This is a genomic window from Telluria sp. ZB2R32, assembly GCF_059685715.1.
Genome location: NZ_JCASIG010000007.1, coordinates 159,892 through 185,151 on the forward strand (window position 1 = coordinate 159,892; position 25,260 = coordinate 185,151).

Genomic DNA, 25,260 nt, shown 5'->3' on the forward strand with positions numbered 1-25,260 from the left:
TCCAGCGCCGCTTTCGCTCCTACCCTTCGCCTTCCAATGACCACACCTGCCACCTCCCCTATCGCACCGGATACCGCGGCGCCCCCTGCCCCTGTCGCGCAGAAATTCCTGCTGCCCATCGTCGGCGGCGCGGCGGTCGCGCACCTGCTCAACGACATGATCCAGGCGATGGTGCCGGCGATCTTCCCGCTGCTGAAAACGAATTTTGCGTTGAACTTCGGCCAGATCGGCTTCATCGCCCTGGTCTACCAGGTGACGGCCTCGCTGCTGCAGCCGTGGATCGGCATGTACACGGACAAACATCCAAAACCTTGGCTACTGCCGATGGGGATGGTGATGACCCTGATCGGCGTCGCCCTGCTGGCCACGGCGGGCAGCTACACCATGCTGCTGGCGGCGGCGGCCGTCATCGGCGTCGGTTCCGCCGCCTTCCACCCGGAGGCCTCGCGCATCGCGCGCCTGGCCTCGGGCGGCCGCTTCGGCACCGCGCAATCGACCTTCCAGGTTGGCGGTAACAGCGGCAGCGCGATCGGTCCGCTGCTCACGGCCGCGATCGTCATTCCGTATGGCCAGGGCGCCGTGGCCTGGTTCATGCTGGTCGCACTGGCCGCCATCTTCGTGCTGTACCGCCTGACGCTGTGGGTCACGCACAACGGCAGCGCCAAGGCGAAGAGCCTTATGACGGGCCACCGCGAAGGACTCGACCGCGCCGGCGTGATCCGCGCGGTGATCGTCATCTGCATACTGATGTTCGCCAAATTCGTCTACATCGCCTCGTTCACGAATTACTTCACGTTTTACCTGATGGAGCGCTTCGGCCTCGGCGTCCAGCACAGCCAGATGTTCCTCTTCATGTTCCTGGCGGCGGTGGCGGCCGGCACCTTTGCGGGCGGCCCGGTGGGCGACCGCATCGGACGCAAGGCCGTGATCTGGATTTCCTTCCTCGGCGTCGCGCCGTTCGCGCTGGCGCTGCCGTATGCGAACCTGTGGTGGACGGGCGTGCTGGCCATTGCGATCGGCTTGATCATGTCGTCGGCCTTTTCCGCGCTGGTGGTCTATGCCCAGGAAGCCGTGCCGGGGCGGGTCGGCATGGTCTCGGGCCTGATGTTCGGCCTCATGTTCGGCATCGGCGGCATCGGCGCGGCCTGCCTCGGCAACCTGGCCGATACCCACGGCATCGTGCAAGTGTACGGCGTGATCTCATTCCTGCCGTTGCTGGGCCTGGCGACTGCCTTCTTGCCGAATACGCGCAAGGCCAAATAAGCGCTTTTCCGCATGACGCTGTTACTTCCTCGTCATGCGGTAATTGCTCGGTGGAAAATTTAATGCGTGCTGAACCAGCGCCGTGTAGACTGGTTCACCTGCATTTTTTTCCAACATGCCCGGGACACTTCCCGGCGAGCTAGCGGATTTTCCATGTCGATTGGCCATTACGAACCGACCCTTGTCGTGGTCTCGATCCTGGTCGCGGTCTACGCTTCCTACACCGCGCTGAGCCTGGCCGAACGCGTGCGCCACGCGCATGGCCGCGCCACCTGGTGGTGGATGGCCGGCGGCGCCTTTGCCATGGGCAGCGGCATCTGGGCCATGCATTTCATCGGCATGCAAGCCTTCCGCCTGCCCTTCGCGGTCGGCTACGATACCGCGATCACCCTCGTTTCCTGGCTGTTGCCGGTACTGGCCTCGGCGCTGGCGCTGTCGCAGATCAGCCGGCCGACGCCGCGCGCCAGCCATTTCGCCATCAGTGCCCTGCTGATGGGGCTCGGCATCAATGCCATGCACTACACCGGCATGGCGGCCATGCGCATGCGGCCCGGCATCGACTACGATCCGCTGCTGTTCGCGCTGTCGGTGCTGATCGCGATCGGCGCCTCGGCCGGCGCCCTGTGGCTGGCCTTTCACCTGCGCCACCGCATGCAGCACGACAAACTGATGCAGCTCGCGGCTGCCGTCGTCATGGGCGGCGCCATCGCCGGCATGCACTATACCGGCATGGAGGCGGCGCACTTCGATCCAGGCAGCATTTGCCTGGAAGCAAACGTCGGCATCAGCCAGGATTTGTTGGCCGGCATGGTGACGGTCACCGCCCTGCTGCTGCTGACGATTGCCACCCTGGTCGCCATCTACGATTCGCGCCTGGAAGAGCGCGCGCACGTCCTGGCCGAACGGCAAGCCTTGTACCTGCACGAACAAAAGGCGCGGCTCGAGGCTGAACGTTTGTCCGACATGAAGGACGAGTTCCTCTCCACCCTCTCGCACGAACTGCGCACCCCGCTCAACGCCATGCTCGGCTGGGCGCAGTTGCTGATGGATGGCGGCAAGGATGAAAAAATGCTCAAGCGCGGCTTGCAGACGATCGAACGCAATGCCCGTGCGCAGTCGCAACTGATCGAAGACATGCTCGACATGAGCCGCTTGCTCGCCGGCAAGGTGCGCATCGAAGTCGACCGCACCTGGCCCGCGGATTTCATCGGCGCCGCCGTGGAAACGGTGCGCCCCGGCGCCCTGGCGAAAAACGTGCGCATCGAAATGCTGATCGACAGCCACGCCGGACCGCTGGCGGCGGATGCCAGCCGCCTGCAGCAGGTCATGACCAATCTGCTGTCGAACGCCATCAAATTTACGCCCGCCGGCGGCAGCGTGCGCGTCAGCGCCGAATGCGTGGCGGACGCCATCGTGATCGCGGTAAGCGACAGCGGCATCGGCATCGCGCCGGAATTTCTTCCTCACGTGTTTGACCGCTTCCGCCAGGCCGATTCCTCGTCGACACGGCGCCATGGCGGCCTCGGCCTGGGCCTGTCGATCGCGCGCCAGCTGGTCGAACTGCAGGGCGGCCGGCTCACGGCGGCGAGCGGCGGCGCCGGCGCCGGGTCGACGTTCACGCTTACCATGCCGCTGCCGACGCTGGAGGGAAACCTCCCGGCCAGCCCCGACTGCCTGCTCAAACCAGGTGATTTGCATGCGGTGCGCGCCGGCAGCGGCGCACTGGCGGGGCGTACGATCCTGGTGGTCGACGACGAACGCGATTCGCTCGACATCGTCCATTACGTGCTGGCCGACATGGCCGCCACCATCGTCACTGCCGCCACCGCCTACAAGGCGCTGCAGATGATCGACGGGTTGAAACCGGACCTGATGGTGAGCGACATCGGCATGCCGGGCATGGATGGGCTGGAACTGATGCGGCGCGTGCGCGCATCCGGCAATCCGCGCGTGGCCGGCGTACGCGCCCTCGCCCTGACCGCCTTTTCGCGCCACGAAGACCGCCGGCGTGCGCTGGAAGCGGGTTTCGACGAATACCTGTCGAAACCGGTAGCGCCGGTGGAACTGGTGCGCGCGGTGTTGACCTTGTGCGAAGGCGCACCGCACACGCTGCTGGCCCCCGCCTCCAAGCAGGGGTAAGTCAACAAGCTGTCACATTCCCGAGCGAAGATAGCCCTGTTCGAACGAACACGGCAGCTTCGCTGCCCTACCGGCGCCAGCGGTCGGGAAACATACTGGCACCAATTCCTCATCGCAGGCGGCGCCCGGGTTCCCGGCGCGCGTGCGCATTTCTTGACCTGTCCCAGTACCCGGCTCAGCACTGCTGCATAAGCTGAGCCAGTGTGCCCGCCTACCACACATTCCCGTGTGGCATGTTGACCGAGCGCACAAACTGGATCAGGAGGAATAAATGCAAACCAGAAATGTGACCGGTACGGCGGCGACTGGACCCGCGCGCGCTCCCCAACGCTGGCGGCTGGCTTCCCTCGTCGCCATAGCCTGTGCCTCGATGACGCTGGGCGGCACCTCGGCCGCTTCTCCGGCCGCGCCACCCGTGCCGACCACCTACCGGATTGTCCCGCTGGCGCCCAATGGTTCCCCGGCGGGCATCAACAGCAAGGGCCAGGTGGCCTTCACCACACACGAAGGCGACGTGCCGAGCGCCCGCTTCTACGACGGCGCAAGCGTACGCAACCTGGGCACCTTCGGCGGAACGGCCGCTGTCGTCAACGCCCTGAACGAGGCGGGCCAGGTGACCGGCGCCGCGGCGACCGCGGATGGGATCTTCCATGCCTTCCGCTGGAGCCGGCCGACCGGGCTGGTCGACCTGAACCCGCCCGGTGTCGGCGACTCGCTCGGTATCGACATCAACAACAAGGGCCAGGTCGTCGGCACAGCCCGCTTCACCTCGCCATTGCCGCGGTACCACGCGTTCCGCTGGAGTCCGGCCACCGGGATGGTCGATCTCGGCGCCCTTGGGCCCGAGTCGACCTCGGTCGCCAATGCAATCAACGATGCGGGCACGGCGGTCGGCTGGTCGGACGAGGCTTCGGGTCCCAGGCTGACCCAGGTCACCAAGTGGCCCGCCGGGGGCGGCGGGCCGATCCCGCTCAACGATTTCCCCAGCATCGCGTCGGTCGCGGAAGACATCAACAATGCCGGCCAGATCGTCGGCAGCGCCGCCTTCGACACCAGGCTCAGCGACCAGGCATTCATCTGGACGCGCGCAGGCGGCTTGCAGGGACTCGGCACCGAGCCTTCCTACCTGTCCTGGGCCGACCAGGTCAACGAGAAGGGGCTCGTGATCGGCCAGCTGTATTCCACCCCGGGCGACAGGAACGGCTTCATCTGGAGCCGCGACGATGGCTTGCTCACGGTGGGGACGCCGCTCACGGACTTCTCGGATACGGCCGACGTCAACAACCGCGGGCAAGTGGTCGGCTCCCTGAACGGCCGCGGTTACATCTGGACGCGCACCAGCGGCTTCGTCGATCTCACCTCGCGCGTCGTCGGTGCGCCGGCCGGCCTGACGCTGTTCGGCGGCCTGGTCCTGAACGACAGCGGCACCATCGTCGCCAATACCAATGCCGGCACCCTGGTGCTGCTGGTGCCGTCGGCTTGCCATGCCCTGCCGCCGGTGGCGGGCCCGGTCAAGTACACGGGGGCGGCGCACGCGGGCACCCTGCTCTCGTTCTCGGCGGGCTTCCAGGATGTCGATGTACGCGACACGCACAAGGCCGTCTGGTCCTGGGGCGACGGCAGCAAGACGACTGGCACCGTCAACGAGAAGGGTGGCGCCGGTAGCGTCAGCGGCCAGCACGCCTACCGCGCCGCCGGCATCTATACGGTACGGCTCACGATCACCGACAGCAGCGGCAAGGACAGCTCGGTCGAACGCAAGGTCGTCGTTGGCGGCAGGACGGCCACCACCGGCATCGGCGCCTTTGCCTCGCCGGCCAATGCAGCGAGCGCCGGCGCGCGTCGGGCGACGATCGGCAGCTTCGCCTTCCTGTCCGAGGGTGGCGCCGGCAAGGCCGCCGTCGAGGTCGATGTGGCAGGCCTGGCGTTGCGCAGCAGCCGGGTCGAATCGGTGGCGCGCGATGGCGCCCGCGTCCAGTACAGCGGACAGGGCACCGTCAACGGCAAGGGCGGCTACCGGTTCGCACTCACCGCAACGGCCGGTGCAGGAACGGGCACCAACGCTGGCGGCAAGGACCGCATCCACCTGCGCATCGCGCACATCGATCCGGTGTCGAAGGCCGAAGTGGTCGATTACGACAACGGCGCGCGCGCGAAGGCGAATGCTGCCGCGCAAGGCGCGACAGCGGCCGGCGTCGAGGGCAGCGTCGTGCTCGGTGACGGGCAGATCGCGTTTGGTGGCAATTAAGGCCTGCAGGCAAGGGAGAACGGCAGCGCCGTGCCGATTCCGGCACGGCGCTGCCCACTCCGTACGATATCGAACCGAAGCGAACCCTGCAGAAGCGTAATGTCACCTGATCGGCGGCGCCAGGGAGGACGGGGTCATCAAGCGCATGTCTGGCGCCGATTCATTTTTCTGACAGGGAGTTTTCATGCAACGACAACAAGCGGCAGTGATCGGCGGACTGGTTGCGGGGGTGGTGACGAGCGCAGTCATGTGGGCAGGACGCAAGAGCGGCCTGATGACCAAGACGCTCGACCGCGACGCCGTCGACTGGATCGACGACGTGACGGGTTCGCGCGCGGTGATCGGCGACACCGGCACCAGCATGGTCGAATTCACCAATCACCTCGGCGCCTCGGCCGCGTTCGCGTCGGCGCTGCCGAAGCTCCAGCAACTGGCGCCCTCGCTGTCGCCGGTCGTGCTCGGTACGCTCTACGGCACCGCGCTGTACGCCGTCAACATCGGCGCCATTGCGCCGGTACTCGGCATCACCAAGGGCGAAATCGCCGCCGGGCCCCGTAAAGCCGGCGAGCGCTGGGCGATCCACGTGCTGCAGGCGGTGGTGACGGCGGTCGTCGCGGAGCGCCTGACCTCCCCCGTCGCGAAGCGCTGAGCGCGACAGGAGAACGGCCGCTCAGTCGAACTTCGAGAAGTCGGGTTTACGCTTCTGGAAGAAGGCCGTAAACGCTTCCTTGGCTTCGGCGCCGGTCAGCATCGCGCTGAACTGTTTGTTCTCGACGCCCATCGTCTCTGCGACGATGGCGGCGCGCGGACGGCGCATCAAGGCCTTGGTGGCGCGGATCGAGGCGGCCGGCAGGGCCACCAGCTTGGCAGCCTGGCCTTGCGCGAATTCGAGCAGCTCGACGCTTGGGAGCACGCGCGCGACGATGCCCATCTCGAAGGCTTCCTGGGCCGTGAACGATTCGCCCAGCATCAGCTTTTCGGCGGCGCGGGTGTAGCCGGCGCTTTGCGCGACCAGCAGAGACGACGCGAATTCCGGGCACAGGCCGAGCTGGGTAAACGGCATCGAGAACCTGGCATTGTCGGCGGCATATACCAGGTCGCAATGCATCAGCATGGTGGTGCCGATGCCGACCGCGGCGCCGGCGACGGCGGCGACCACCGGCTTGGTGCAGCCTTCGAGGGCTTTCATGAACTGGAACACCGGGCGGTCTTCGGTCATGGCGCCTTCGCCGGCGTTGTTCAGGAAGTCGTCGAGGTCGTTACCGGCGGTGAAAATCTCCGGTTTGCCGGTGATCAGGACGGCGCGCACTTGCGGGTCCTGTTCGGCCTCTAACAGGGCGTCGGCCATGGTCTGGTACATGGCGCCGGTGATGGCGTTCTTGCGCTCGAGGCGGTTGAATTCGATGGTGAGGATGCCGTTTTGTTTGTTCGTTTGGATCGTCATTTTTAGTCTCCAAGGTATTTTGGGGCACGAAAACGCGTGGGCACGAGTGCCCACCCTACGTTACGCGACGGCCGTAGGGTGGGCACGCGTGCCCACGCGGTGATACGTGCCGGCCGCATCAACGCACACGTCGATACGGCCGCGATTCAATTTAAACGCGCTCGATGATACCGGCCGCGCCCATGCCGGCGCCGACGCACATCGTCACCATGCCGTACTTCAGGTTATTGCGGCGCAGTGCGTGCACGACGGTCGCGGCGCGGATGGCGCCGGTGGCGCCCAGCGGGTGGCCCAGCGCAATCGCGCCGCCCATCGGGTTGACCTTGCTGGTGTCCAGGCCCAGGTCGCGGATCACGGCCAGCGCCTGCGCTGCAAACGCTTCGTTCAGCTCGATCCAGTCCAGCTGGTCCTGGGTAATGCCGGCCGCTTTCAGGGCGGCAGGAATCGCCTCTTTCGGGCCGATGCCCATGATCTCCGGCGGCACGCCGCGCACCGCGAACGAGGAGAACTTCGCCAGCGGCGTCAGGTTGTGCTCGCGCAGGATCTTTTCGCTGACGACGATCAGCGCACCCGCGCCGTCCGACATCTGCGACGAGGTCGCGGCGGTGACGGACCCTTTTGCCGCGAAGACGGGCTTGAGCTTGGCCATGCCCTCAGGGCTGGCGTCGGCGCGCGGGCCTTCGTCCAGGTCCACGGTGCGGCGCTTGACCGTGATCTCGCCGGTGGCCAGGTTCGGCGTGCGGGTGACGATCTCGACCGGGGTGATCTCGTCCTTGAAGAAGCCCGCCTGCTGGGCGGCGATGGCGCGGCGGTGCGATTCCAGGCCGAAGGCGTCCTGGTCTTCGCGCGACACTTTCCACTGCTGCGCCACCTTCTCGGCGGTCAGGCCCATGCCGTAGGCGAGGCCGACGTTTTCGTCCTTGAAGGTTTCCATGTTGATGGAGGGGTGGTGGCCCATCATCGGCACCATCGACATCGATTCGACGCCGCCGGCGATCATCACGTCGGCTTCGCCGACGCGGATGCGGTCGGCCGCCATCGCCAGGGCGGTGATGCCCGAGGCGCAGTAACGGTTGACGGTCACGCCGCCGACCGTGTGCGGCAGGCCGGCCAGCACGACCGCATTACGGGCGATGTTGAAACCCTGCTCCGCTTCCGGGAACGAGCAGCCGACGATGGCGTCGACGATCAGTGCCGGATCGAGGTTCGGCACGGCGGCCATGGCGCCGCGGATCGCGTGCACCAGCAGGTCGTCCGGGCGGGTCGTCTTGAACATGCCGCGTGGCGCCTTGCCGATCGGGGTGCGGGTCGCTGCGACGATGTATGCGTCTTGAAGTTGTTTGCTCATGTCAGTAGTCCTGTTCTGTCGCGGCTTAGTTTCGCTTAGTTACGCACTGGTTTGCCGGTCTGCATCATGCCCATGATCCGCTCTTGCGTCTTCGGGTTGTTCAGCAGTTCGATGAAGGCCTTGCGTTCCATGTCGAGCAGCCACTGCTCGGACACCACGCTGCCCTGGTCGACGTCGCCGCCGGTCACGATCTCGGCGATCATGTCGCCCAATTTGTAGTCGTGGGCCGAGATGAAGCCGCCGTCACGCATGTTGACCAGCTGGCCGCGGATCGTCGCCCAGCCGTAGCGGCCGGTGACCTGGACCGGGCGGCGCGCAGGTGCGCGGTAGCCGGCGTCGAACATCGCGCGCGCCTGCACCTTGGCCACGTGCAGCAGCTCGTAGGCGTTGAAGACGATGATGTCGTCTTCCTTCAGGTAGCCCATCGCCTTCGCTTCCAGTGCCGACTTCGACACTTGCGCGGTGGCGGCATTGGTGAAACCGGTCTTCAGGAATTGCAGGATGTCGTTGCCCTTGGCTTCCGTGAAAGCGCGCACCGCCGCTTCCTTCAGGCCGCCGCCGGCCGGCACCAGGCCGACGCCGACTTCGACCAGGCCGATGTACGACTCGATCGAGGCCACGCGCTTCGACGCATGCAGCGCCAGCTCGCAGCCGCCACCGAGCGCCAGGCCGGCAACCGCGGCGACGACCGGCACGTTCGAGTACTTCATCTGCATGAAGGTGTCTTGCAGTTCCTTGACAATCGGGTCCATCGCCTTCGCGCCGCCGGCCATGAAGGCAGGCAGGGCCGATTGCAGGTCGGCGCCGGCCGAGAAGGCGCCGCCTTCGGTGGCGTCGGTATTCCAGATCACCAGGCCCTTGAAGTTCTTTTCCGCTTCCGCCAGGCCGCGCTTCAGGCCCTGGATCACGCCGTCGCCGATGACGTGCATCTTGGTCTTGAGCGAGATGACCAGCACCTCGTCGCCCGAGTGCCACAGGCGTACCGAGTCGTCCTCGAACACGGTGGTGCCGAAGGTTTTCGCATCGTTGCCGCCGGCGCCGAGCACCGGTGCGCGGAAGGCCTGGCGTTCGTAGACGGCCAGGGTCGAGCGCGGCACATAGCTGTTCGAGCTGGCCGAGTACGAACCCTCAGGCGTGTGCACGCCCTTCTCGGCGACTTGTCCTTCGAACACCCATGCCGGCAGCGGGGTATCGGTCAGGGCCTTGCCGGCTTCGATGTCTTCCTTGACCCACTGGGCGATCTGCGTCCAGCCGGCGGCTTGCCAGGTCTCGAACGGACCGACGCTCCAGCCGAAGCCCCAGCGCATGGCGAAGTCGATGTCGCGCGCGTTATCGGCGATGGTGTCCAGGTGCACGGCGATGTAGTGGAAAGCGTCGCGGTAGATCGCCCACAGGAACTGCGCCTGCGGATTGGTCGAATCGCGCAGGGCCTTGAACTTCTTGACCGGGTCCTTTTCCTTCAGGATGCGCCCGACGATGTCGGCAGCTTTCGCGCCGCCGGCCACGTATTCGCCGGTGGCGAAGTCCAGGCGCTGGATGTCCTTGCCGACCTTTTTATAAAAGCCGCCGCCGGTCTTCTGGCCCAGGGCGCCCTTCTCGATCAGTTTCGCCAGCACGTCAGGGGTCTTGTACAGGCTGAAGAACGGGTCGTCCTGCAGGGTGTCCTGCATGGTCTTGATGACGTGGCCCATCGTGTCCAGGCCGACGACGTCGGCGGTACGGAAGGTACCGGATTTTGCGCGGCCCAGCTTGGCGCCGGTCAGGTCGTCGACCACGTCCACCGACAGGCCGAATTTTTCGGCTTCGTGGATGGTGGCCAGCATGCCGAAGATGCCGACGCGGTTGGCGATGAAGTTCGGCGTGTCTTTCGCGCGCACGACGCCTTTACCCAAGGTCGAGGTCAGGAAGGTCTCGAGCTGGTCGAGGATCTCCGGATTGGTCGACGTGGTCGGGATCAGTTCGACCAGGTGCATGTAACGCGGCGGGTTGAAGAAATGGACGCCGCAGAAGCGCGCCTTGAGTTCTTCGTTAAACCCTTCGGCCAGCGTGTTGATCGACAGGCCCGAGGTGTTCGAAGCAAAAATCGCGTTCGGCGCAATATGCGGCGCGACCTTGGCGTACAGGTCGTGCTTCCAGTCCATGCGCTCGGCGATCGCTTCGATGATCAGGTCGCACCCAAGCAGCACGTCGAGGTTGTCTTCGTAGTTGGCGACTTCGATCAGCCCCGCGTCGTCCTTGTTGCCGAGCGGTGCCGGCGACAGCTTTTTCAGGCCTTCGATGGCCTTCAGGACGATACCGTTCTTGTTGCCGTCCTTGGCAGGCAGGTCGAACAGCACGACAGGCACCTTGGCGTTGACGCAGTGCGCAGCGATCTGCGCGCCCATCACGCCCGCGCCCAGCACGGCGACTTTCTTGACGGTGAAATTGGTCATGGTTTTTTATCCCTGGAAGCAGTTAGAACAGGTCGGCGTCGAGCGCCATCAGGTTGGCGGAACCCGAACGAGCCTGGCGGATCAGCATCGCGGTTTCCGGGTACAGGCGTGCAAAGTAGAAGCGTGCGGTGGCCAGCTTCGACTCGTAGAACTTGTCGTCCGAGTCTTTCTTCTCCAGCGCGATCTTCGCCATCTGCGCGAAGAAGTACGAGAACACCAGGTGACCGACCACGCGCAGGTAAGGCACGGCGGCGGCGCCGACTTCGTCCTGGTTGGTAAAGGCCTTCATGCCGATTTCCATGGTCATCTTGCCGACCTTGTCGCCCAGTTCGCCCAGCGGGGTCACGAATTCGGACATCGATTCATCGAGGCCGTTCTCTTCGACGAAGGACTTGATCTTCTCGCCGAAGGCGCGCAGCTTGGCGCCGTTGTCCATCAGGATCTTGCGGCCCAGCAGGTCGAGCGACTGGATCGTGTTGGTGCCTTCGTAGATCATGTTGATGCGCGCGTCGCGCACGTACTGCTCCATGCCCCACTCGCTGATGTAGCCGTGGCCGCCGTAGACCTGCATCGCTTCCGAGGTTGCGATCCAGCCGTTGTCGGTGATGAAGGCTTTGACGATTGGGGTGAGCAGCGCGACTTCGCCGGCGGCTTCCTTGCGCACGTCTTCGTCCGGGTGATTCAGTTCGCGGTCGATCTGCAGCGCGACGTAGGAGCAGACGGCGCGCGCGCCTTCGGCATAGGCTTTCGCGGTCAACAGCATGCGGCGCACGTCCGGGTGCACGATGATCGGGTCGGCTGGCTTCTCAGGCGCTTTCGGGCCCGACAGGCTGCGCATCTGGATGCGGTCTTTCGCATACACCAGCGCGTTCTGGTACGCCACTTCGGTGAGACCCAGCGACTGCATGCCCACGCCCAGGCGGGCGGCGTTCATGAACACGAACATCGCATTCAGCCCTTTGTGCGGCTGGCCGATCAGGGTGCCGACGGCGCCGTCCAGGTTCATCTGGCAGGTGGCGTTGCCGTGGATGCCCATCTTTTCTTCGATGGCGCCGCAGAAGATCGGATTGCGTTCGCCCAGCGAGCCATCCGCGTTCGGCAGGAATTTCGGCACCAGGAACAGCGAGATGCCTTTCGAGCCTTCCGGTGCGTCCGGCAGGCGCGCCAGCACCAGGTGGATGATGTTTTCGGCCACGTCGTGTTCGCCGGCCGAGATGAAGATCTTGGAACCGGTAATTTTATAGGTGCCGTCGCCCTGCGGCTCGGCCTTCGAGCGCAAGAGGCCCAGGTCGGTGCCGCAATGCGCTTCGGTCAGGCACATGGTGCCGGTCCACTCGCCCGAGACCAGCTTCGGCAGGTAGAACTGCTTCTGCTCGTCGGTGCCGTGTTCCTTCAGGCACTCGTAGGCGCCGTGCGACAGGCCCGGGTACATGGTCCAGGCCTGGTTGGCCGAGTTCAGCATCTCGTAGAACGAATTGTTCAGCGAGACCGGCAAGCCCTGGCCGCCGTATTCCGGATCGCAGGCGAGTGCCGCCCAGCCGCCTTCGACATACTGTTTATACGCTTCCTTGAAACCCTTCGGGGTGGTCACGGTCTTGGTGGCGGCGTCGAAATGGCAGCCTTCGCGGTCGCCCGAATGGTTCAGCGGGAACAGCACTTCCTGGGTGAACTTCGCACCTTCTTCCAGCACCTGGTTGATGATGTCGGCGTCGATTTCCTGGTAGGCAGGCAGGTTCTTGAACTCTTCGGTGACGTTGAGGAATTCGTGCAGCACAAACTGCATATCCCGGATTGGCGCGACGTACTGACCCATGGTTTTCTCCTGACGAAGGTGAGGTTATTTTTAATACTGAAGAGCGGGCGATAGGGCCGGCTCAGGTGTTTTGAACGGGATTGCGGTAATTCTCGATCAGCCGCGCGAAGCCGCGGTTGGCGCGGTCGATCGCGCCCGGGACGCGCAGGAAGCGTGCGTCGTGGTGCAAGGCCAGGATCAGCCCGTACATCTCGTAAACCAGCTGCTGCGGGTCGGTGCCCGCTTTCAGTGCGCCGCAATCGATGCTCTGCTGCACGGCGCGCAGCAGCGCACCCTGCCAGGCACGCACCATCGCCACCAGCGATTCGCGGATCGGGCCCGGCCGGTCATCGTACTCCACTGCGCCGCTGATATAGATGCAGCCCGACGCAATTTCAACCGATACCCGCTTGACCCAGCGCGCAAACATCGATTCCAGGCGCGGCAAGCCGCGTGGCTCTTTTACGCTAGGAAAGAACACTTCCTGCTCGAAACGGTGGTGGTAGAGCTTCAATACTTCCATCTGCAAATCTTCGCGCGAGCCGAAGTGGGCGAACACGCCCGATTTGCTCATGTTCATGCGGTCCGCGAGCAAGCCGATGGTCAAGCCTTCGAGCCCGTTACGGCTGGCCAGTTCGAGCGCGACGTCGAGAATCGCCGCCCGCGTCTGTTCACCCTTGCGCATGAATTTTGCTGAAGTGTTGATACGTTTCCCCTGCGTGAATCGAAAAATCCGAACGAGCGTACTATTATCTATCGAGCGGTGAATGTCAAACGGGAATCTAGAGGTGCGGTTCTATTGTGCGGGGGTGGTGGCGCGACGGTTGAACGCGTGGACGGGGAACCCGTCCACGCTACGGCTGCGACACATTCAACGCATGGACGTCCTTACCCTGCCGCCTTCGAAATCGCGCGCCGGTCGCGCTTGGTTGGCCGCCCCTTGATGTCCAGGCTCGGCTCCGGGAACAGCCGGCGCGCCGTCTTGTCGTTCTCGCGCCGGGCGATGCTCTCGTCGGTTTCGAAATAAAGTTCGCGCGCCACCGGTGCCGGGCCGCGCTTGTCCGAAATGGCGGCGACCATTACTTCCCAGCGATCGGAACCGTTGTCGATCGCAATCTTGTCGTTCACCTTCACGGCGCGCGCCGGTTTCACGGGTTCACCCGCGATGCGCACGCGTCCGCGCTCGACCGCATCGGCCGCCATCGAGCGGGTTTTGAAAAAGCGCGCCGCCCACAGCCACTTGTCGATCCGTACGTTGTCCATGTTTTACTCTTCCTTATGCATAACCTATGGCGAAAATGCGCATGGTCAGTTTATAGAGAAGGTAAGCCATTTCATAGCGCACGCGGCGCACCCAACCGATGCCCTCGAATTCTTCCATGTGCACGACTTCGCCATCGGCAATGCCGCGCTCGATGTGGGCGCGCACGGCGCGTGCAAAAGCGGTGTTGCGCACGACGATATTCGCTTCCTGGTTGAGGAACAGCGACAGGCCGTCGCAATTGCTCGAACCCACCGTCGACCAGTCGTCGTCGACCACGGCGATCTTCGCGTGCAACTGGGTTTTGCGGTATTCGACGACCTTGATTCCGGCCGCCAGCAGCTTCGGATAAAAGGAACGGGCGACCGCGTCCTGCATGCGGAATTCGCCGACGCCGATCAGCAGCGTGACGTCGACGCCGCGCCCTGCGGCACGGGCCAGCGCTTCGCGGAATTTGCGTCCCGGTGCGAAATACGGATTGGCCAGCAGCACGCTCTTTTTCGCCTGCCCGATCGCCTGCAGGTAGGCGCGCTGGATCGTCCTGCGGTTGCGCAGGTTGTCGCGCACGACAAAGGCGGCGCGCATCGGGCGCGCGCCTTCGGTCGGCGGCGGGCGCCGCGTCTCGCGGTACAGGCCGATGCGGCTGAGCAGGTCGAGGCGTCCGGCGCGCATCCATTGCGCCCTTGCCTCGAAATGAATATGGGCCACCAGCGGTCCGCGCACGCGCACGGCGAAATCCCAGCGCGGCGCCGGCAGCGGCAGGTAGGGTTCGTAATCGTGCTTCATGTCGTCGTTGATGTTGATGCCGCCGACAAAGGCGACCTCGGCATCGACGACCGTGATCTTGCGATGAGTGCGGGCAATGCCGCGCTTGAACCAGGGATTGAACACGCGGTAGTGCACCCCGGCCGCGGCAAACGCCTCGGCGCGGCGACAGCAGGTGCGGTGGCCAGTGCCGAACCAGTCGACCAGCACCCGCACCTTGACGCCGCGCGCGGCCGCACGGATCAGCGCCGCCTCGATGCTGCGCGCGACCTCGTCCTCGGCAAAGATATAGGTTTCGAACAGCACCTCGTGCCGGGCGGCGTCGATGGCGGCGATCATCGCCGGGAACAGTTGCTGCCCGGTTTCGAGCAAGACGATGTCGTTGTTCGCTACATACGTCACGCTGCGCATGGCGTCAGGCCAGCTGCAATTCGGCGACGATGGGCGCGTGGTCGGACAGCTTGGCCCAGATCGGACCGGCCATCACCTGGGCGTTGTCGATCTTGAATCCGCGTACATAAATGCGGTCGAGTCGGAACCACGGCAGCGCGGCCGGGAAGGTGCGTGCCGGCGCCAGGCGCGGCTGGCGCCCGGCCCAGCTGCGCACCATGTCGCCCAGCGCCGATTTGGGTCCGAGCTCATCGAAGACCTCGGTCACGCCAAGGGCGTTGCGCAGGCGGTCGCTGAGGGTATTGCGCCAGTCGTTGAAGTCGCCCGCGATGATCACCGGTTCGCCGTTCGGCGCCGACTTGTTGACCGCCTCGATCAATTGCTCGGTCTGGCGCCCGCGCCCGCCTTCGAACAGGCCCAGGTGCACGACATAGCAGTGGATCTTGCCGGCAGGCGTCTCCAGTACACAGTGCAGGATGCCGCGCTGCTCGTAGGCGTGGTCCGAGACGTCGTGGTTGTGGCTGTTTTCGATCGGGAAGCAGCTGAGCAAGGCGTTGCCATGGTGGCCATGGTCGTAGACCGCGTTCATGCCATAGGCGGAATGATGGTGGTGCGATTCGCCGGCAAAGTACTCGTACTGCGCCGTTTCCGGCCAGATGCGGGTCTCGCGCTTGTGCTGGCCATAGCGCGCTTGATGGCGGTCATGCCTTCCCTGCACTTCCTGCAGGAAGACGATATCGGCATGGAACTCGGCAATCGCCTTTTTGAGCGCCAGCACCCGCGGGGTACTGCGCAATGAGGTGACACCCTTGTGAATATTGTAGGTCGCGACACGAATCTTCATGGGAATATTCTAACCCCATCAGTCCGTGTTCATTTTTATAAGGTTTCCAATCGTGCGGTACGGGGCGCGGCTTCTGGGAGCCGCTACCCCGTCACCGTTGTGTACTGCTTATTCGAACGCAGGGGCCGCTTCCCAATGCTGACGCAATGCGGCATTGCGGGGCGACGCCAGGTTCTCCGCCTCGGACAAGGGAACGGAAATCAGACGCGGGCCGGACAGGCGCAGGCCGCAGAGCAGGTCGATGTAGAAACAATCATCGTCCACGCTGACTGCTTTCACTTTTTCCTCATGCTTCGGTTCGAATTGTTCCATGCTTGTATTCCCCCAGAATCCGTTGGTTGGACTGTTGCAGTTCAAAAATTCGCTCGACGCGAACCATTGACGATAGGCGACCGGTTTCTGATTGTCAAACGCAGTTTCTACTGTGCGCTAGCTAACATAACGAATAACCTCAAGCAATTTTGCCGCAAAGAACTTGTTTCAAGTTGTTACAATGAAAGTTGCCGTAGATAATTTGTTTCAGATTTCAGAGATTTGTATCGATATGTATGCAAGTTAGACGGTAGTTAGCAGCAATCTGCCGAACTTTCACCAGGACATTAAAGAACATGCGTGCTAAAACTTGCGTTTTTATGCTTGACGAATAGCATTTGTACGTTTTGGCGAGGTGAGCTTGTAGGACAAAAGGAGGGGTGACGTTGTATCTACGCCTACAAACAAAATTTGTTTGACATTTCGAATATCTTTATTTGCAGCTTACAAAATGTCATCAGAACGCGGTAGCGTGGTTAAACTGGTCAAGACCACACTGTGTTTTCTCTCTACGAACAGCGTCACGGTGCGTACTCGCCGGTGCTTGCGATCCTGGATAGTGCGACCTTAGGCGCCGCGCATCTGGGCCTGGGTAACGTTACTGCCCGGTGCGACGCTCTGCGTCAGCCAGACATTGCCGCCGATGGTCGATCCCGCCCCCACAGTGATGCGCCCGAGGATGGTGGCGCCGGCATAGATGACGACGTCGTCCTCGACGATCGGATGGCGCGGCGCTCCTTTTACCAGCGCGCCGCTCTCGTCGGTCGGGAAGCGGCGCGCGCCCAGCGTGACGGCCTGGTACAGGCGCACGTGGCGGCCGATGATGGCCGTTTCGCCGATGACGACGCCGGTGCCATGGTCGATGAAGAAGCTGGCGCCGATCTGCGCCGCCGGGTGGATGTCGATGCCGGTCAACGTGTGGGCGATGTCGGCGCCCAGGCGCGCCAGGAAGGGCACGCCGACGCGGTGCAGGCGGTGCGCGATGCGGTGATACAGCACCGCGATCGTGCCGGGGTAGCACAGCATGATTTCGGCGACCGAACTGGCGGCCGGATCGCCCGCCAGCGCCGCCTGCACGTCGGAGACGATCAGGGCGCGGATCTCGGGCAGACTGGCGGCGAACTGGCGCGTGATCGCGCGCGCGCGCTCGGTCAGCTCCGGCTCGGCGATGTGTTCCAGCTCCGGATTGAAGCGCAAGGCGCGCCGCACCTGCTCCGCCAGCTGGTCGAGGGCGACGTTCAGGGTATCGCCGACGAAGAAATCGATGCTCTCGTCATTCAGGTCGGGACGCCCGTAATGCGTGGGAAACAGCGCCGCACAGACGCCTTCGATCACCTGCCTAAGTACCGTGCGCGAAGGCAGCTCGCGTACGCGTCCCTGGTGGCGGATGTTGTGGGTCGATTCGCGCGAGGTACGCAGCGCGTCGATGATGGGGCCGAGGTGCCAGTGATTGGCGCCGCCCTGGTCGTGGAAGTTGTCGTTCATGCACCTAGCCTACTCCAAGGCGAGTGAAAAATGAACGATTTAGATCACACTTCTTTATTCGCAAACAATGTCGTTTGTACCTCTTGAGGGTAAGAAATTTCCCTCCGACATTGATCATGGACGCGTAAGGTGGGCGGCACACGCACCGCTGTTCCGCCAACCGGAGAGGTGGAGCCATCCACCTTACGGGTCTGATCATTCTTTCTCGGGAAATTTGGCTGAACTGACTGGCGTTGGCTGCCACGCCATTTAACGCTTTCTTAACGCCCACTTTACATTGCAATGAGGCCACCTCTCGTAAGCTGGCCCTTGGCCATGTCCGGATCAACCGCATCGCCATTCCCGATACACAAAGTAAAACAGGAACACGACGGTGATTCAAGCATCAGGCATTGGCATCAAACTGCATTCAATCGGAAACAGGCTGGCGCGTAGCACCAGGTGGGCCGGACCATATGCCCCGCTGTTTCAGATCCTGCTCATCGGCCTGGCCCTGCTGTCGTTCTCGCGCGCCGCCCTGGTCGCCTGGCAATGGGAGCGCGTGCAGCCGACCGGCATGCTGCTGCCGATCCTGGTCCAGGGCGTGCGCGCCGACCTGATCCTGGTCGGCTATTTCCTGGCCATCCCCCTGCTGCTGGCGCCGCTCCTGGCGCACCGGCGCTTCGCCCGCTTCTGGAAAGGCGCGATGGCCTGCTGGGGCACGTTCGCGCTCGTCTTCATCCTGTTCATGGAACTGTCGTCGCCGCAGTTCATCATGCAATACGATATTCGTCCGAACCGGCTGTTCATCGAGTACCTGGCCTATCCGCGCGAAGTGTTCGCCACGCTCTGGAACGGCTTTCGTATTGCGCTGGTTGCCGGCCTGGCCGCTACCCTGCTGATCGGCACGGCGCTGTATCGCCTGTTGCGTCATGCCTCCGCCGCCAGCGTCATGTGGCCAGCGCGCAAGCTGCTGTTGCTATGGCCGCTGTGCTGCCTGCTCGTGTTCATGCAGGTACGCTCGACAACGGCGCACCGCCCCGCCAACCCGGCCATGTTCGCGCTCACCGGCGACGCCATGGTCAATTCCCTGATCATCAATTCGGGATGGTCGGTACTGAGCGCCCTCGGTTCGATGCGCAACGAGACTGTCTCTTCCGAGATCTACGGCACCGTTCCGCGCAGCCAGGTCCTGGCAGAAGTGCGCTCCGCGCCCTGGCTGCGCGACGCCCGTTTCGACACCCCCGCCCTGCCGACGCTACACCACCAGCAAGCCGCGCTGACGCGTGACAAGCCGCTCAACCTGGTGATCGTCCTGCAAGAAAGCCTGGGCGCGACCTTCGTCGAATCGCTCGGCGGCTTGCCGGTGACGCCCGAGCTGGAAAAGCTCAAGCGTGAAGGCTGGTGGTTCGAGCAGATGTATGCCACCGGCACCCGCTCAGTGCGCGGCATCGAGGCCGTGGTCGCCGGTTACGCGCCGACGCCGGCACGCAGCGTCGTCAAACTGTCGCTGGCCCAGCAAAATTTCTATACGCTGGCGTCCGGTCTCGGCCAGCAGGGCTACCACACCGAATTCGTGTATGGCGGCGAAGCCCATTTCGACAACATGCGCAGCTTCTTCTCCGGTAACGGTTTTAACAAGATCGTCGACCGGGCGGAAATGCAGCCGGCGTTTGTCGGCAGTTGGGGCGCGTCGGACGAAGACCTGTTCGCCAAATCGCTCGAACGCCTGTCTGATCTGCATGCGAAAAACAAACCGTTCTTCAGTCTGATTTTTACCTCGTCGAACCACGAACCCTTCGAATTCCCGGACGGGAAAATCAAGCTGTACGACCCGGCCAAGCAGACCGTCAACAACGCCGTCAAGTACGCCGATTTCGCGCTCGGCAAGTTCATTCGGGAAGCGAAACAGCAGGCCTACTGGAAAGACACGGTCTTCCTGATCGTGGCCGACCACGACAACCGGGTCTACGGCAACAGCCTGGTGCCGATCAAGAAATTCCACATCCCGGCTTTGATCCTCGGCGCCGACATCGAACCGAAGCGCATCGCCACCATCGCCAGCCAGATCGACCTCGGCCCGACCCTGCTGTCGCTGCTCGGCGTCTCCAGCAGCCACCCGATGGTCGGACGCGATTTTGCGCGCGACAGCACCAGCCCAGGGCGCGCCATGATGCAGTTCGATAATTATTTTGCATGGCTCGAAGGCAGCTCGGCCACCATCCTGCGTCCCGGCCAGACGCCGCTGAGCGCCAGCTACGATGCCGCCACCGGCGCGCTCGACCTCGAGGCCGGCCTGCCCGACGACACGCGCGTGTCGAAAGCCATGGCCCACGTGATGCTGCCCTCGCTGCTCTACCGCGAGCAACGCTACCGCGCTTTCTGATACAGATTGGCTGGGGTCAGGTCTGACATTCAGACACAAGCTCGACGATACTTCGAGGCTGTTTCTTGCCGAGGTCTGCTGTTTTCGGGTTGCGGAGCGTTAGGTGCCAAGGCGGAGGCCGTGTCCGAATGTCAGACCCCAGCTTACAGATTGACACTTTTCTTACAGTGCAACCGACAAATTTGTCCGTATTTACTGACACAATGGCGCCATGCATTCATCATTTGAATTCGGAGACCATCATGCGATTTGCTAGCCACACCATTCTGCGCCTTGCCGCCGTCCTGACCCTGACTGCCGCCTCCACCTCCGCGTTTGCCCAAAGCGCTGAATATCGCCGTGGCTACGATGCCGGATTTGCCGCCGGCCAGCGCGCCGCCCACGACGACCGCCGTGGTGGCCCTGGCCGTGATCGGCTGCGGGTCGAAGAGGCGAGCTATGGCGCGCGCGGCGCCATGTGCGATGCGCGCCGGGCGGTGCGCCAGGAAGCCGAGCGCAATGGCGGCGTCGTCGTCGCCGGCAATCACCTGTGCGGCGATCCGGCGCGCAACGTCGAGAAACGCCTGAACATCGTCTACCGTTGCGGCGATGGCCAGCCGCAACGCATCGTTGCGCGCGAAGACGATACCCTGCGCCTGAGCTGCTACCGCTAAGGGGCGATCAGGCTAGTCATGTTCGACGTCGACATGCCGCGGCAGTTGCAGCACCGCCTCCGCATTCGACGACGAAAAACAGCGATCCGCCGCTTCCAGTAGCGGCAACCATGCGTACTGCAGGTGCTCGCGCGGACTCAAGGTGATCGGGATATCGCGCGGCACGCACACCGAAAACACGTGTTCGGTATTGTGGGTCACACCGGGTGCGTAGCGGTGGCGCCAGGTCGGATAGATTTCGTAGACGTTCGACAGGTTCCAGTCATGCAGGCGGATGCGTTCGCCGTCGGCGACGATCCCCGTTTCCTCGAACAGTTCGCGCGTGGCCGTCGCCAGCAAGGGTTCGTCGGGCGCGTCGAGCGAGCCGGTCACCGATTGCCAGAATCCGGGCCGGTCGGCGCGCTCGATCAGCAGCACCTGCATGTCCACGGTGTGGATGACGACCAGGACCGACTCAGGAATCTTGTGCACGCGCGCTTCTCCGAAACAAAATAAAAGGGCCGGCGCATCATTCGATGCGCCGGCCCCTATTCTACCCAGCCAACTGGCTGAGCGTGCTTACGCCACCTTCGGCGCTTCGTTGCGCAGGCGGATGTGCAATTCTTTCAACTGCTTCTCGTCGACTTCCGACGGCGCATTGGTCAGCAGATCCTGCGCGCGCTGGGTTTTCGGGAAGGCGATCACGTCGCGGATCGATTCCGAGCCGGTCATCAGCGTAACCAGGCGGTCCAAACCGAAGGCCAGGCCACCGTGCGGTGGCGCGCCGTATTGCAGGGCATCGAGCAGGAAGCCAAATTTCAATTGCGCTTCTTCGGCGTCAATCTTCAGGGCGCGGAACACCTTGCTCTGCACGTCTTCGCGGTGGATACGGATCGAGCCGCCACCCATTTCCCAGCCGTTCAAGACCATGTCGTAGGCCTTGGCGATGCAGGCGCCTGGATTGGTTTCCAGCATGTCTTCGTGGCCGTCTTTCGGGGCCGTGAACGGGTGGTGGGTTGCGGTCCAGCGGTCGTTTTCTTCGTCGTGCTCGAACATCGGGAAGTCGATGACCCACAGCGGCGACCAGGTGTCGTCCAACAGGCCGGCTTTCTTGCCGAATTCCGAATGGCCGATCTTGACGCGCAGCGCGCCGATGGCGTCGTTGACGACCTTGGCTTTATCGGCACCGAAGAAGATCAGGTCGCCGTCTTGCGCGCCGGTCAGTTCCAGGATCTGGGTCAGGACGTCGTCCGAGATGTTTTTCACGATCGGCGACTGCAAGCCTTCGCGGCCCTTGGCCTTTTCGTTGACCTTGATGTAGGCCAGGCCCTTGGCGCCGTAGATGGCGACGAACTGGGTGTAGGCATCGATTTCCGAACGCGGCATCGAGGCGCCCTGCGGCACGCGCAGGCCGACCACGCGGCCACCGGTCATGTTGGCGGCGCTGTTGAAGACCTTGAATTCGACCGACTTCATCAGCTCGGTCAGTTCGGTGAATTCCAGCTTGACGCGCATGTCCGGCTTGTCCGAACCGTAGGAACCCATGGCGGTAGCGAAGTCCATGACCGGGAACGGGTTCGGCAGGTCGATGCCGGCGGCGTTCTTGAACACGACGCGCATCATGTCTTCGAACAGGTCGCGGATTTCCTGTTCGGTCAGGAACGAGGTTTCGCAGTCGATCTGCGTGAATTCAGGCTGGCGGTCGGCGCGCAGGTCTTCGTCGCGGAAGCACTTGGTGATCTGGTAGTAACGGTCGAAGTTGGCGACCATCAGCAGCTGCTTGAACAGCTGCGGCGACTGCGGCAGCGCGAAGAAGTTGCCTGGGTTGACGCGCGATGGGACCAGGTAGTCGCGCGCGCCTTCCGGGGTCGACTTGGTCAGCATCGGGGTTTCGATGTCGATGAAGCCGAGGTTGTCGAGGTACTTGCGCACTTCCATCGACACTTTGTAGCGCAGGCGCAGGTTGCGCTGCATCTGGGCGCGGCGCAGGTCGAGCACGCGATGCGTCAGGCGGGTGGTTTCCGACAGGTTGTCGTCGTCCAGCTGGAACGGCACCGGCACCGATGCGTTCAGCACTTCGACCGCGCTGGCGTTGATTTCGATCTTGCCCGACTTCAGGTTGGCGTTGGCCGTGCCTTCCAGGCGGTTGGTGACGGTGCCGGTGATGCGCAGGCAGTACTCGTTACGCACGTGCTCGGCGGCCTTGAACACATCGGCATTGTCCGGATGGCAGACGACCTGCACCAGGCCTTCGCGGTCGCGCAGGTCGATGAAGATGACCCCGCCGTGGTCGCGGCGGCGATGCACCCAGCCGCACAGGCTGACGGTTTGGCCCAGCAATTCTTCGGTCACGAGGCCGCAGTAGTGAGTACGCATGGAGGACATATTTTCTCTATTCCAGGTTGGTGTATCGGTGCCGCCTGCAGCGGCTTTGATGCTTGCTATTGTAGTCCGCTCGGGGAGCTTGTTCGGGTGCTTAAGTCGGCGCCACCACGCCCATCGACACGATGTACTTCAGGGCCGCATCGACCGTCATGTCCAGCTCGACGACCTTGCTGCGCTCCATCATCAGGAAAAAGCCCGAGGTCGGGTTCGGGGTGGTCGGCACGTACACGCTGACGAATTCGCCGACCAGGTGGTTCTTCACGTCGCCGCCGGGCACGCCGGTCAGGAAGCCAATGGTGTACGAATCGGCATGCGGGTAAGGAATCAGCACGGCCTGGCGGAAGGCGTTGCCGGACGACGAAAACAGCGTGTCCGACACTTGCTTGACGCTGCCATACAGCGAGCTGACCACCGGGATGCGTTTCAGCAGCCGCTCGCCCAGGCGCACGACGTAGCCGCCGACCAGATTATTCGTCAGCAGGCCGGTGATGAAGACGATGGCGATCGTCAGGATCGCACCGATGCCCGGGATGTTGACCCCGAACAGCGCGCGCGGCTGCCAGCGTTCGGGCACGAACAGCAGCGACTGGTCGAGCATGCCGATGATCATGCTCAGCACCCAGGCCGTGATGGCCAGCGGCACGAGGATCAGCAAGCCGGTCAGGAAGTATTTGCGCATCAAGTTCTCATTGTTCTTATTGCTGCGGCCAACAGGCCGCAGGGAGCGGCATCAAGAGGCGCTCGTGTCGCTCTTGGTTGCCGGCGCCGGGCTGGCGGCCGTGCTGCTTTCGCTCGACCCACTGGCGTTGCCGGACTCGGCCGCGGCAGGCGCCGCTGCGCTGGTGGCGGGTGCGGTACCTGTTGCCGGGGCCTTGCCGCCGCGAAAATCGGTGACGTACCAGCCCGAGCCCTTGAGCTGGAAGCCGGCAGCGGTGACCTGTTTCTTGAACGCGTCTTTGCCGCAGGACAGGCAGGTCGTCAAGACCGGGTCGGAAATTTTTTGCAGTACATCTTTGGAAAAACCGCATTCATCGCAGCGGTAAGCGTAAATCGGCATTGTGATACTCCGCAAAAATCTTCAAAACCCTGAATTATAAAGGTTTTAGCGGGCTCTGACGGACTGATGGACCGCTCAGCGTCGGCAGCGATTGCCCGCGAAAGCGGCAGCGCCGCGAACTGTTGTTTTTAATCAGCATTTCAATCGTACCATTTGCTGAAAATCAACTCAGCTGTTTAAATAGCATCCTCGACAGCAGATGCTGCCGGCAGGTTCCGGCTTGCTGGAACCAGGTCAAAGAAACAGAAGTTGGCGCGATGTCTCATCGCCGCATGGCCGTACAAGAAGCTGTAGTTAAAAGCCCGCGCATGCGGGCTTTTTTTTGTCCGTGAATTAGCCTGGGTCGTAGGGTGGGCTCTCGAGCCCACGCGGCTGTACCTTCGCACACCCGACAGTTTGAGTAAGACGCTACCTCGGCGGGTCGCGTTTCGATGTGCGTGCGTAGTACCGCGTGGGCTCGAGAGCCCACCCTACAAAACCTGTACACTGTCCAGCCGTTCCCACACCATCCAGCGTTCTTGTCCCGCAAAAACAGGCAAGGAATCGACCACATCGCCCTCCTCCACCAGCGCGAAATGCGGCGTCAGCAATTCCTCGAGTTCCGCCCGCGGGATGCCGAACGGTGGCCCTTTTGGCGTATTCCCAAAGAAAAAGAAGCCGGCCAGCAGCCCACCCGGCGGCAGCAGTTCGGCATAGCGCGTCGCCACGTGCGGGCGCATGGCGGGCGGCAAGGCGCACAGGAAGGCGCGTTCGTAGATCAGTCCGAGCGCCCCTTGCGGTTGCCAGCTGAAAAAGTCCGCCTCCACCACGCGCGCGGCCCACGGCCCGACCAGTGCCCGCGCGCGGCTGACGGCGGCGGGCGAAAAGTCGATGGCGGTGGCATCCCATCCGGCGTCGGATAAAAACTGCAATTCATAGCCGTTGCCGCACCCCGGAATCAGCACCGTGCGCGGCGAAGGGTTTGTCACTGCGTCGCGTGCAACGAAATCGCGCAACGCCTGCGGCACGCCGCCCAGGTCCCACGGCATAAACGCCTGCTCGAAGCGTTCGTCCCAGAATTGCGGGGTATTCGGATCGCGGCTGCTGAATTCGGGCATG

The 25,260-nt window shown here is 63.4% G+C and carries 21 protein-coding genes; 6 read left to right on the plus strand and 15 right to left on the minus strand.

The genetic code is table 11. The annotated features are described in order from the left end of the window. Positions 1 to 36 precede the first annotated feature (36 nt). From AC56LG_RS20150 to AC56LG_RS20165, 4 genes are all read left to right on the plus strand, one after another. A complete protein-coding gene (locus tag AC56LG_RS20150; RefSeq protein WP_497167854.1) occupies positions 37 to 1,263 on the plus strand; it encodes an MFS transporter in 1,227 nt (408 codons plus the stop codon). 153 nt (positions 1,264 to 1,416) lie between these two features. Further along, positions 1,417 to 3,402 (plus strand): MHYT domain-containing protein, encoded by a 1,986-nt coding sequence (locus AC56LG_RS20155; RefSeq protein WP_497167855.1) that lies wholly within the window; start codon positions 1,417 to 1,419, stop codon positions 3,400 to 3,402. A 271-nt stretch (positions 3,403 to 3,673) separates the two neighbouring features. Beyond that, positions 3,674 to 5,650 (plus strand): PKD domain-containing protein, encoded by a 1,977-nt coding sequence (locus AC56LG_RS20160; protein WP_497167856.1) that lies wholly within the window; start codon positions 3,674 to 3,676, stop codon positions 5,648 to 5,650. A gap of 184 nt (positions 5,651 to 5,834) precedes the next feature. Next, on the plus strand, positions 5,835 to 6,299 hold the full coding sequence (locus AC56LG_RS20165; protein ID WP_497167857.1) for a hypothetical protein: 465 nt from the start codon (positions 5,835 to 5,837) through the stop codon (positions 6,297 to 6,299). Positions 6,300 to 6,320: 21 nt separating this feature from the next. Here AC56LG_RS20165 and AC56LG_RS20170 read toward each other — a convergent pair whose 3' ends face one another. The 10 genes from AC56LG_RS20170 to epsC all read right to left on the minus strand — a co-directional run bounded on the left by AC56LG_RS20170 (position 6,321) and on the right by epsC (position 17,723). Then, positions 6,321 to 7,094 carry an enoyl-CoA hydratase gene (locus AC56LG_RS20170; protein WP_497167858.1) on the minus strand — a complete coding sequence of 258 codons (774 nt, stop codon included), beginning with the start codon at positions 7,092 to 7,094 and terminating at the stop codon, positions 6,321 to 6,323. 151 nt (positions 7,095 to 7,245) lie between these two features. Next, positions 7,246 to 8,442, minus strand: a complete 1,197-nt coding sequence (locus AC56LG_RS20175) for an acetyl-CoA C-acyltransferase (protein WP_497167859.1) — start codon at positions 8,440 to 8,442, stop codon at positions 7,246 to 7,248. Positions 8,443 to 8,477: 35 nt separating this feature from the next. Next, the gene (locus AC56LG_RS20180) at positions 8,478 to 10,874 is read right to left on the minus strand and encodes a 3-hydroxyacyl-CoA dehydrogenase/enoyl-CoA hydratase family protein (RefSeq protein ID WP_497167860.1); all 2,397 of its coding nucleotides are present in this window, start codon (positions 10,872 to 10,874) and stop codon (positions 8,478 to 8,480) included. Positions 10,875 to 10,896: 22 nt separating this feature from the next. Beyond that, positions 10,897 to 12,687 carry an acyl-CoA dehydrogenase C-terminal domain-containing protein gene (locus AC56LG_RS20185; RefSeq protein ID WP_497167861.1) on the minus strand — a complete coding sequence of 597 codons (1,791 nt, stop codon included), beginning with the start codon at positions 12,685 to 12,687 and terminating at the stop codon, positions 10,897 to 10,899. A 61-nt stretch (positions 12,688 to 12,748) separates the two neighbouring features. Next, the gene (locus tag AC56LG_RS20190) at positions 12,749 to 13,351 is read right to left on the minus strand and encodes a TetR/AcrR family transcriptional regulator (RefSeq protein WP_192051286.1); all 603 of its coding nucleotides are present in this window, start codon (positions 13,349 to 13,351) and stop codon (positions 12,749 to 12,751) included. 203 nt (positions 13,352 to 13,554) lie between these two features. After that, positions 13,555 to 13,929: an RNA-binding S4 domain-containing protein gene (locus AC56LG_RS20195; RefSeq protein ID WP_497167862.1), complete on the minus strand. Its 375-nt coding sequence runs from the start codon at positions 13,927 to 13,929 to the stop codon at positions 13,555 to 13,557. Positions 13,930 to 13,942: 13 nt separating this feature from the next. Then, positions 13,943 to 15,103 (minus strand): cardiolipin synthase ClsB, encoded by a 1,161-nt coding sequence (clsB, locus tag AC56LG_RS20200; protein WP_497167863.1) that lies wholly within the window; start codon positions 15,101 to 15,103, stop codon positions 13,943 to 13,945. 4 nt (positions 15,104 to 15,107) lie between these two features. Continuing rightward, complete coding sequence (locus tag AC56LG_RS20205) at positions 15,108 to 15,926, minus strand: endonuclease/exonuclease/phosphatase family protein (protein ID WP_497167864.1); 819 nt, start codon at positions 15,924 to 15,926, stop codon at positions 15,108 to 15,110. A gap of 108 nt (positions 15,927 to 16,034) precedes the next feature. Then, on the minus strand, positions 16,035 to 16,238 hold the full coding sequence (locus tag AC56LG_RS20210) for a hypothetical protein (protein ID WP_192051277.1): 204 nt from the start codon (positions 16,236 to 16,238) through the stop codon (positions 16,035 to 16,037). A 567-nt stretch (positions 16,239 to 16,805) separates the two neighbouring features. Continuing rightward, the gene (gene epsC / locus AC56LG_RS20215) at positions 16,806 to 17,723 is read right to left on the minus strand and encodes a serine O-acetyltransferase EpsC (RefSeq protein WP_497167865.1); all 918 of its coding nucleotides are present in this window, start codon (positions 17,721 to 17,723) and stop codon (positions 16,806 to 16,808) included. Positions 17,724 to 18,096: 373 nt separating this feature from the next. Between epsC and AC56LG_RS20220 the strand changes: the two genes are divergently transcribed. Continuing rightward, positions 18,097 to 20,088, plus strand: a complete 1,992-nt coding sequence (locus tag AC56LG_RS20220) for an LTA synthase family protein (RefSeq protein WP_497167866.1) — start codon at positions 18,097 to 18,099, stop codon at positions 20,086 to 20,088. Between the two features lie 242 nt (positions 20,089 to 20,330). Next, complete coding sequence (locus AC56LG_RS20225) at positions 20,331 to 20,741, plus strand: hypothetical protein (protein WP_497167867.1); 411 nt, start codon at positions 20,331 to 20,333, stop codon at positions 20,739 to 20,741. 12 nt (positions 20,742 to 20,753) lie between these two features. Here AC56LG_RS20225 and nudB read toward each other — a convergent pair whose 3' ends face one another. The 5 genes from nudB to AC56LG_RS20250 all read right to left on the minus strand — a co-directional run bounded on the left by nudB (position 20,754) and on the right by AC56LG_RS20250 (position 25,259). After that, positions 20,754 to 21,212 (minus strand): dihydroneopterin triphosphate diphosphatase, encoded by a 459-nt coding sequence (gene nudB, locus AC56LG_RS20230; RefSeq protein WP_497167868.1) that lies wholly within the window; start codon positions 21,210 to 21,212, stop codon positions 20,754 to 20,756. An 87-nt stretch (positions 21,213 to 21,299) separates the two neighbouring features. Continuing rightward, positions 21,300 to 23,096, minus strand: coding sequence for an aspartate--tRNA ligase (aspS, locus tag AC56LG_RS20235; RefSeq protein WP_497167869.1), 1,797 nt, complete (start codon positions 23,094 to 23,096; stop codon positions 21,300 to 21,302). Between the two features lie 100 nt (positions 23,097 to 23,196). Continuing rightward, the gene (locus tag AC56LG_RS20240; RefSeq protein WP_497167870.1) at positions 23,197 to 23,784 is read right to left on the minus strand and encodes a DUF502 domain-containing protein; all 588 of its coding nucleotides are present in this window, start codon (positions 23,782 to 23,784) and stop codon (positions 23,197 to 23,199) included. 51 nt (positions 23,785 to 23,835) lie between these two features. Next, the gene (locus tag AC56LG_RS20245; RefSeq protein WP_497167871.1) at positions 23,836 to 24,162 is read right to left on the minus strand and encodes an FmdB family zinc ribbon protein; all 327 of its coding nucleotides are present in this window, start codon (positions 24,160 to 24,162) and stop codon (positions 23,836 to 23,838) included. A 470-nt stretch (positions 24,163 to 24,632) separates the two neighbouring features. Then, positions 24,633 to 25,259, minus strand: a complete 627-nt coding sequence (locus AC56LG_RS20250; RefSeq protein WP_497167872.1) for a methyltransferase domain-containing protein — start codon at positions 25,257 to 25,259, stop codon at positions 24,633 to 24,635. Position 25,260: the final 1 nt, after the last annotated feature.

Bases quoted from the DNA above. Each gene is read 5' to 3' on its own strand.
- AC56LG_RS20150 (WP_497167854.1), top strand. From the start codon at position 37: ATGACCACACCTGCCACCTCCCCTATCGCACCGGATACCGCGGCGCCC.
- AC56LG_RS20155 (WP_497167855.1), top strand. From the start codon at position 1,417: ATGTCGATTGGCCATTACGAACCGACCCTTGTCGTGGTCTCGATCCTG.
- AC56LG_RS20160 (WP_497167856.1), top strand. From the start codon at position 3,674: ATGCAAACCAGAAATGTGACCGGTACGGCGGCGACTGGACCCGCGCGC.
- AC56LG_RS20165 (WP_497167857.1), top strand. From the start codon at position 5,835: ATGCAACGACAACAAGCGGCAGTGATCGGCGGACTGGTTGCGGGGGTG.
- AC56LG_RS20170 (WP_497167858.1), bottom strand. From the start codon at position 7,094: ATGACGATCCAAACGAACAAACAAAACGGCATCCTCACCATCGAATTC.
- AC56LG_RS20175 (WP_497167859.1), bottom strand. From the start codon at position 8,442: ATGAGCAAACAACTTCAAGACGCATACATCGTCGCAGCGACCCGCACC.
- AC56LG_RS20180 (WP_497167860.1), bottom strand. From the start codon at position 10,874: ATGACCAATTTCACCGTCAAGAAAGTCGCCGTGCTGGGCGCGGGCGTG.
- AC56LG_RS20185 (WP_497167861.1), bottom strand. From the start codon at position 12,687: ATGGGTCAGTACGTCGCGCCAATCCGGGATATGCAGTTTGTGCTGCAC.
- AC56LG_RS20190 (WP_192051286.1), bottom strand. From the start codon at position 13,351: ATGCGCAAGGGTGAACAGACGCGGGCGGCGATTCTCGACGTCGCGCTC.
- AC56LG_RS20195 (WP_497167862.1), bottom strand. From the start codon at position 13,929: ATGGACAACGTACGGATCGACAAGTGGCTGTGGGCGGCGCGCTTTTTC.
- clsB (WP_497167863.1), bottom strand. From the start codon at position 15,103: ATGCGCAGCGTGACGTATGTAGCGAACAACGACATCGTCTTGCTCGAA.
- AC56LG_RS20205 (WP_497167864.1), bottom strand. From the start codon at position 15,926: ATGAAGATTCGTGTCGCGACCTACAATATTCACAAGGGTGTCACCTCA.
- AC56LG_RS20210 (WP_192051277.1), bottom strand. From the start codon at position 16,238: ATGGAACAATTCGAACCGAAGCATGAGGAAAAAGTGAAAGCAGTCAGC.
- epsC (WP_497167865.1), bottom strand. From the start codon at position 17,723: ATGAACGACAACTTCCACGACCAGGGCGGCGCCAATCACTGGCACCTC.
- AC56LG_RS20225 (WP_497167867.1), top strand. From the start codon at position 20,331: ATGCGATTTGCTAGCCACACCATTCTGCGCCTTGCCGCCGTCCTGACC.
- aspS (WP_497167869.1), bottom strand. From the start codon at position 23,096: ATGCGTACTCACTACTGCGGCCTCGTGACCGAAGAATTGCTGGGCCAA.
- AC56LG_RS20240 (WP_497167870.1), bottom strand. From the start codon at position 23,784: ATGCGCAAATACTTCCTGACCGGCTTGCTGATCCTCGTGCCGCTGGCC.
- AC56LG_RS20245 (WP_497167871.1), bottom strand. From the start codon at position 24,162: ATGCCGATTTACGCTTACCGCTGCGATGAATGCGGTTTTTCCAAAGAT.
- AC56LG_RS20250 (WP_497167872.1), bottom strand. From the start codon at position 25,259: ATGCCCGAATTCAGCAGCCGCGATCCGAATACCCCGCAATTCTGGGAC.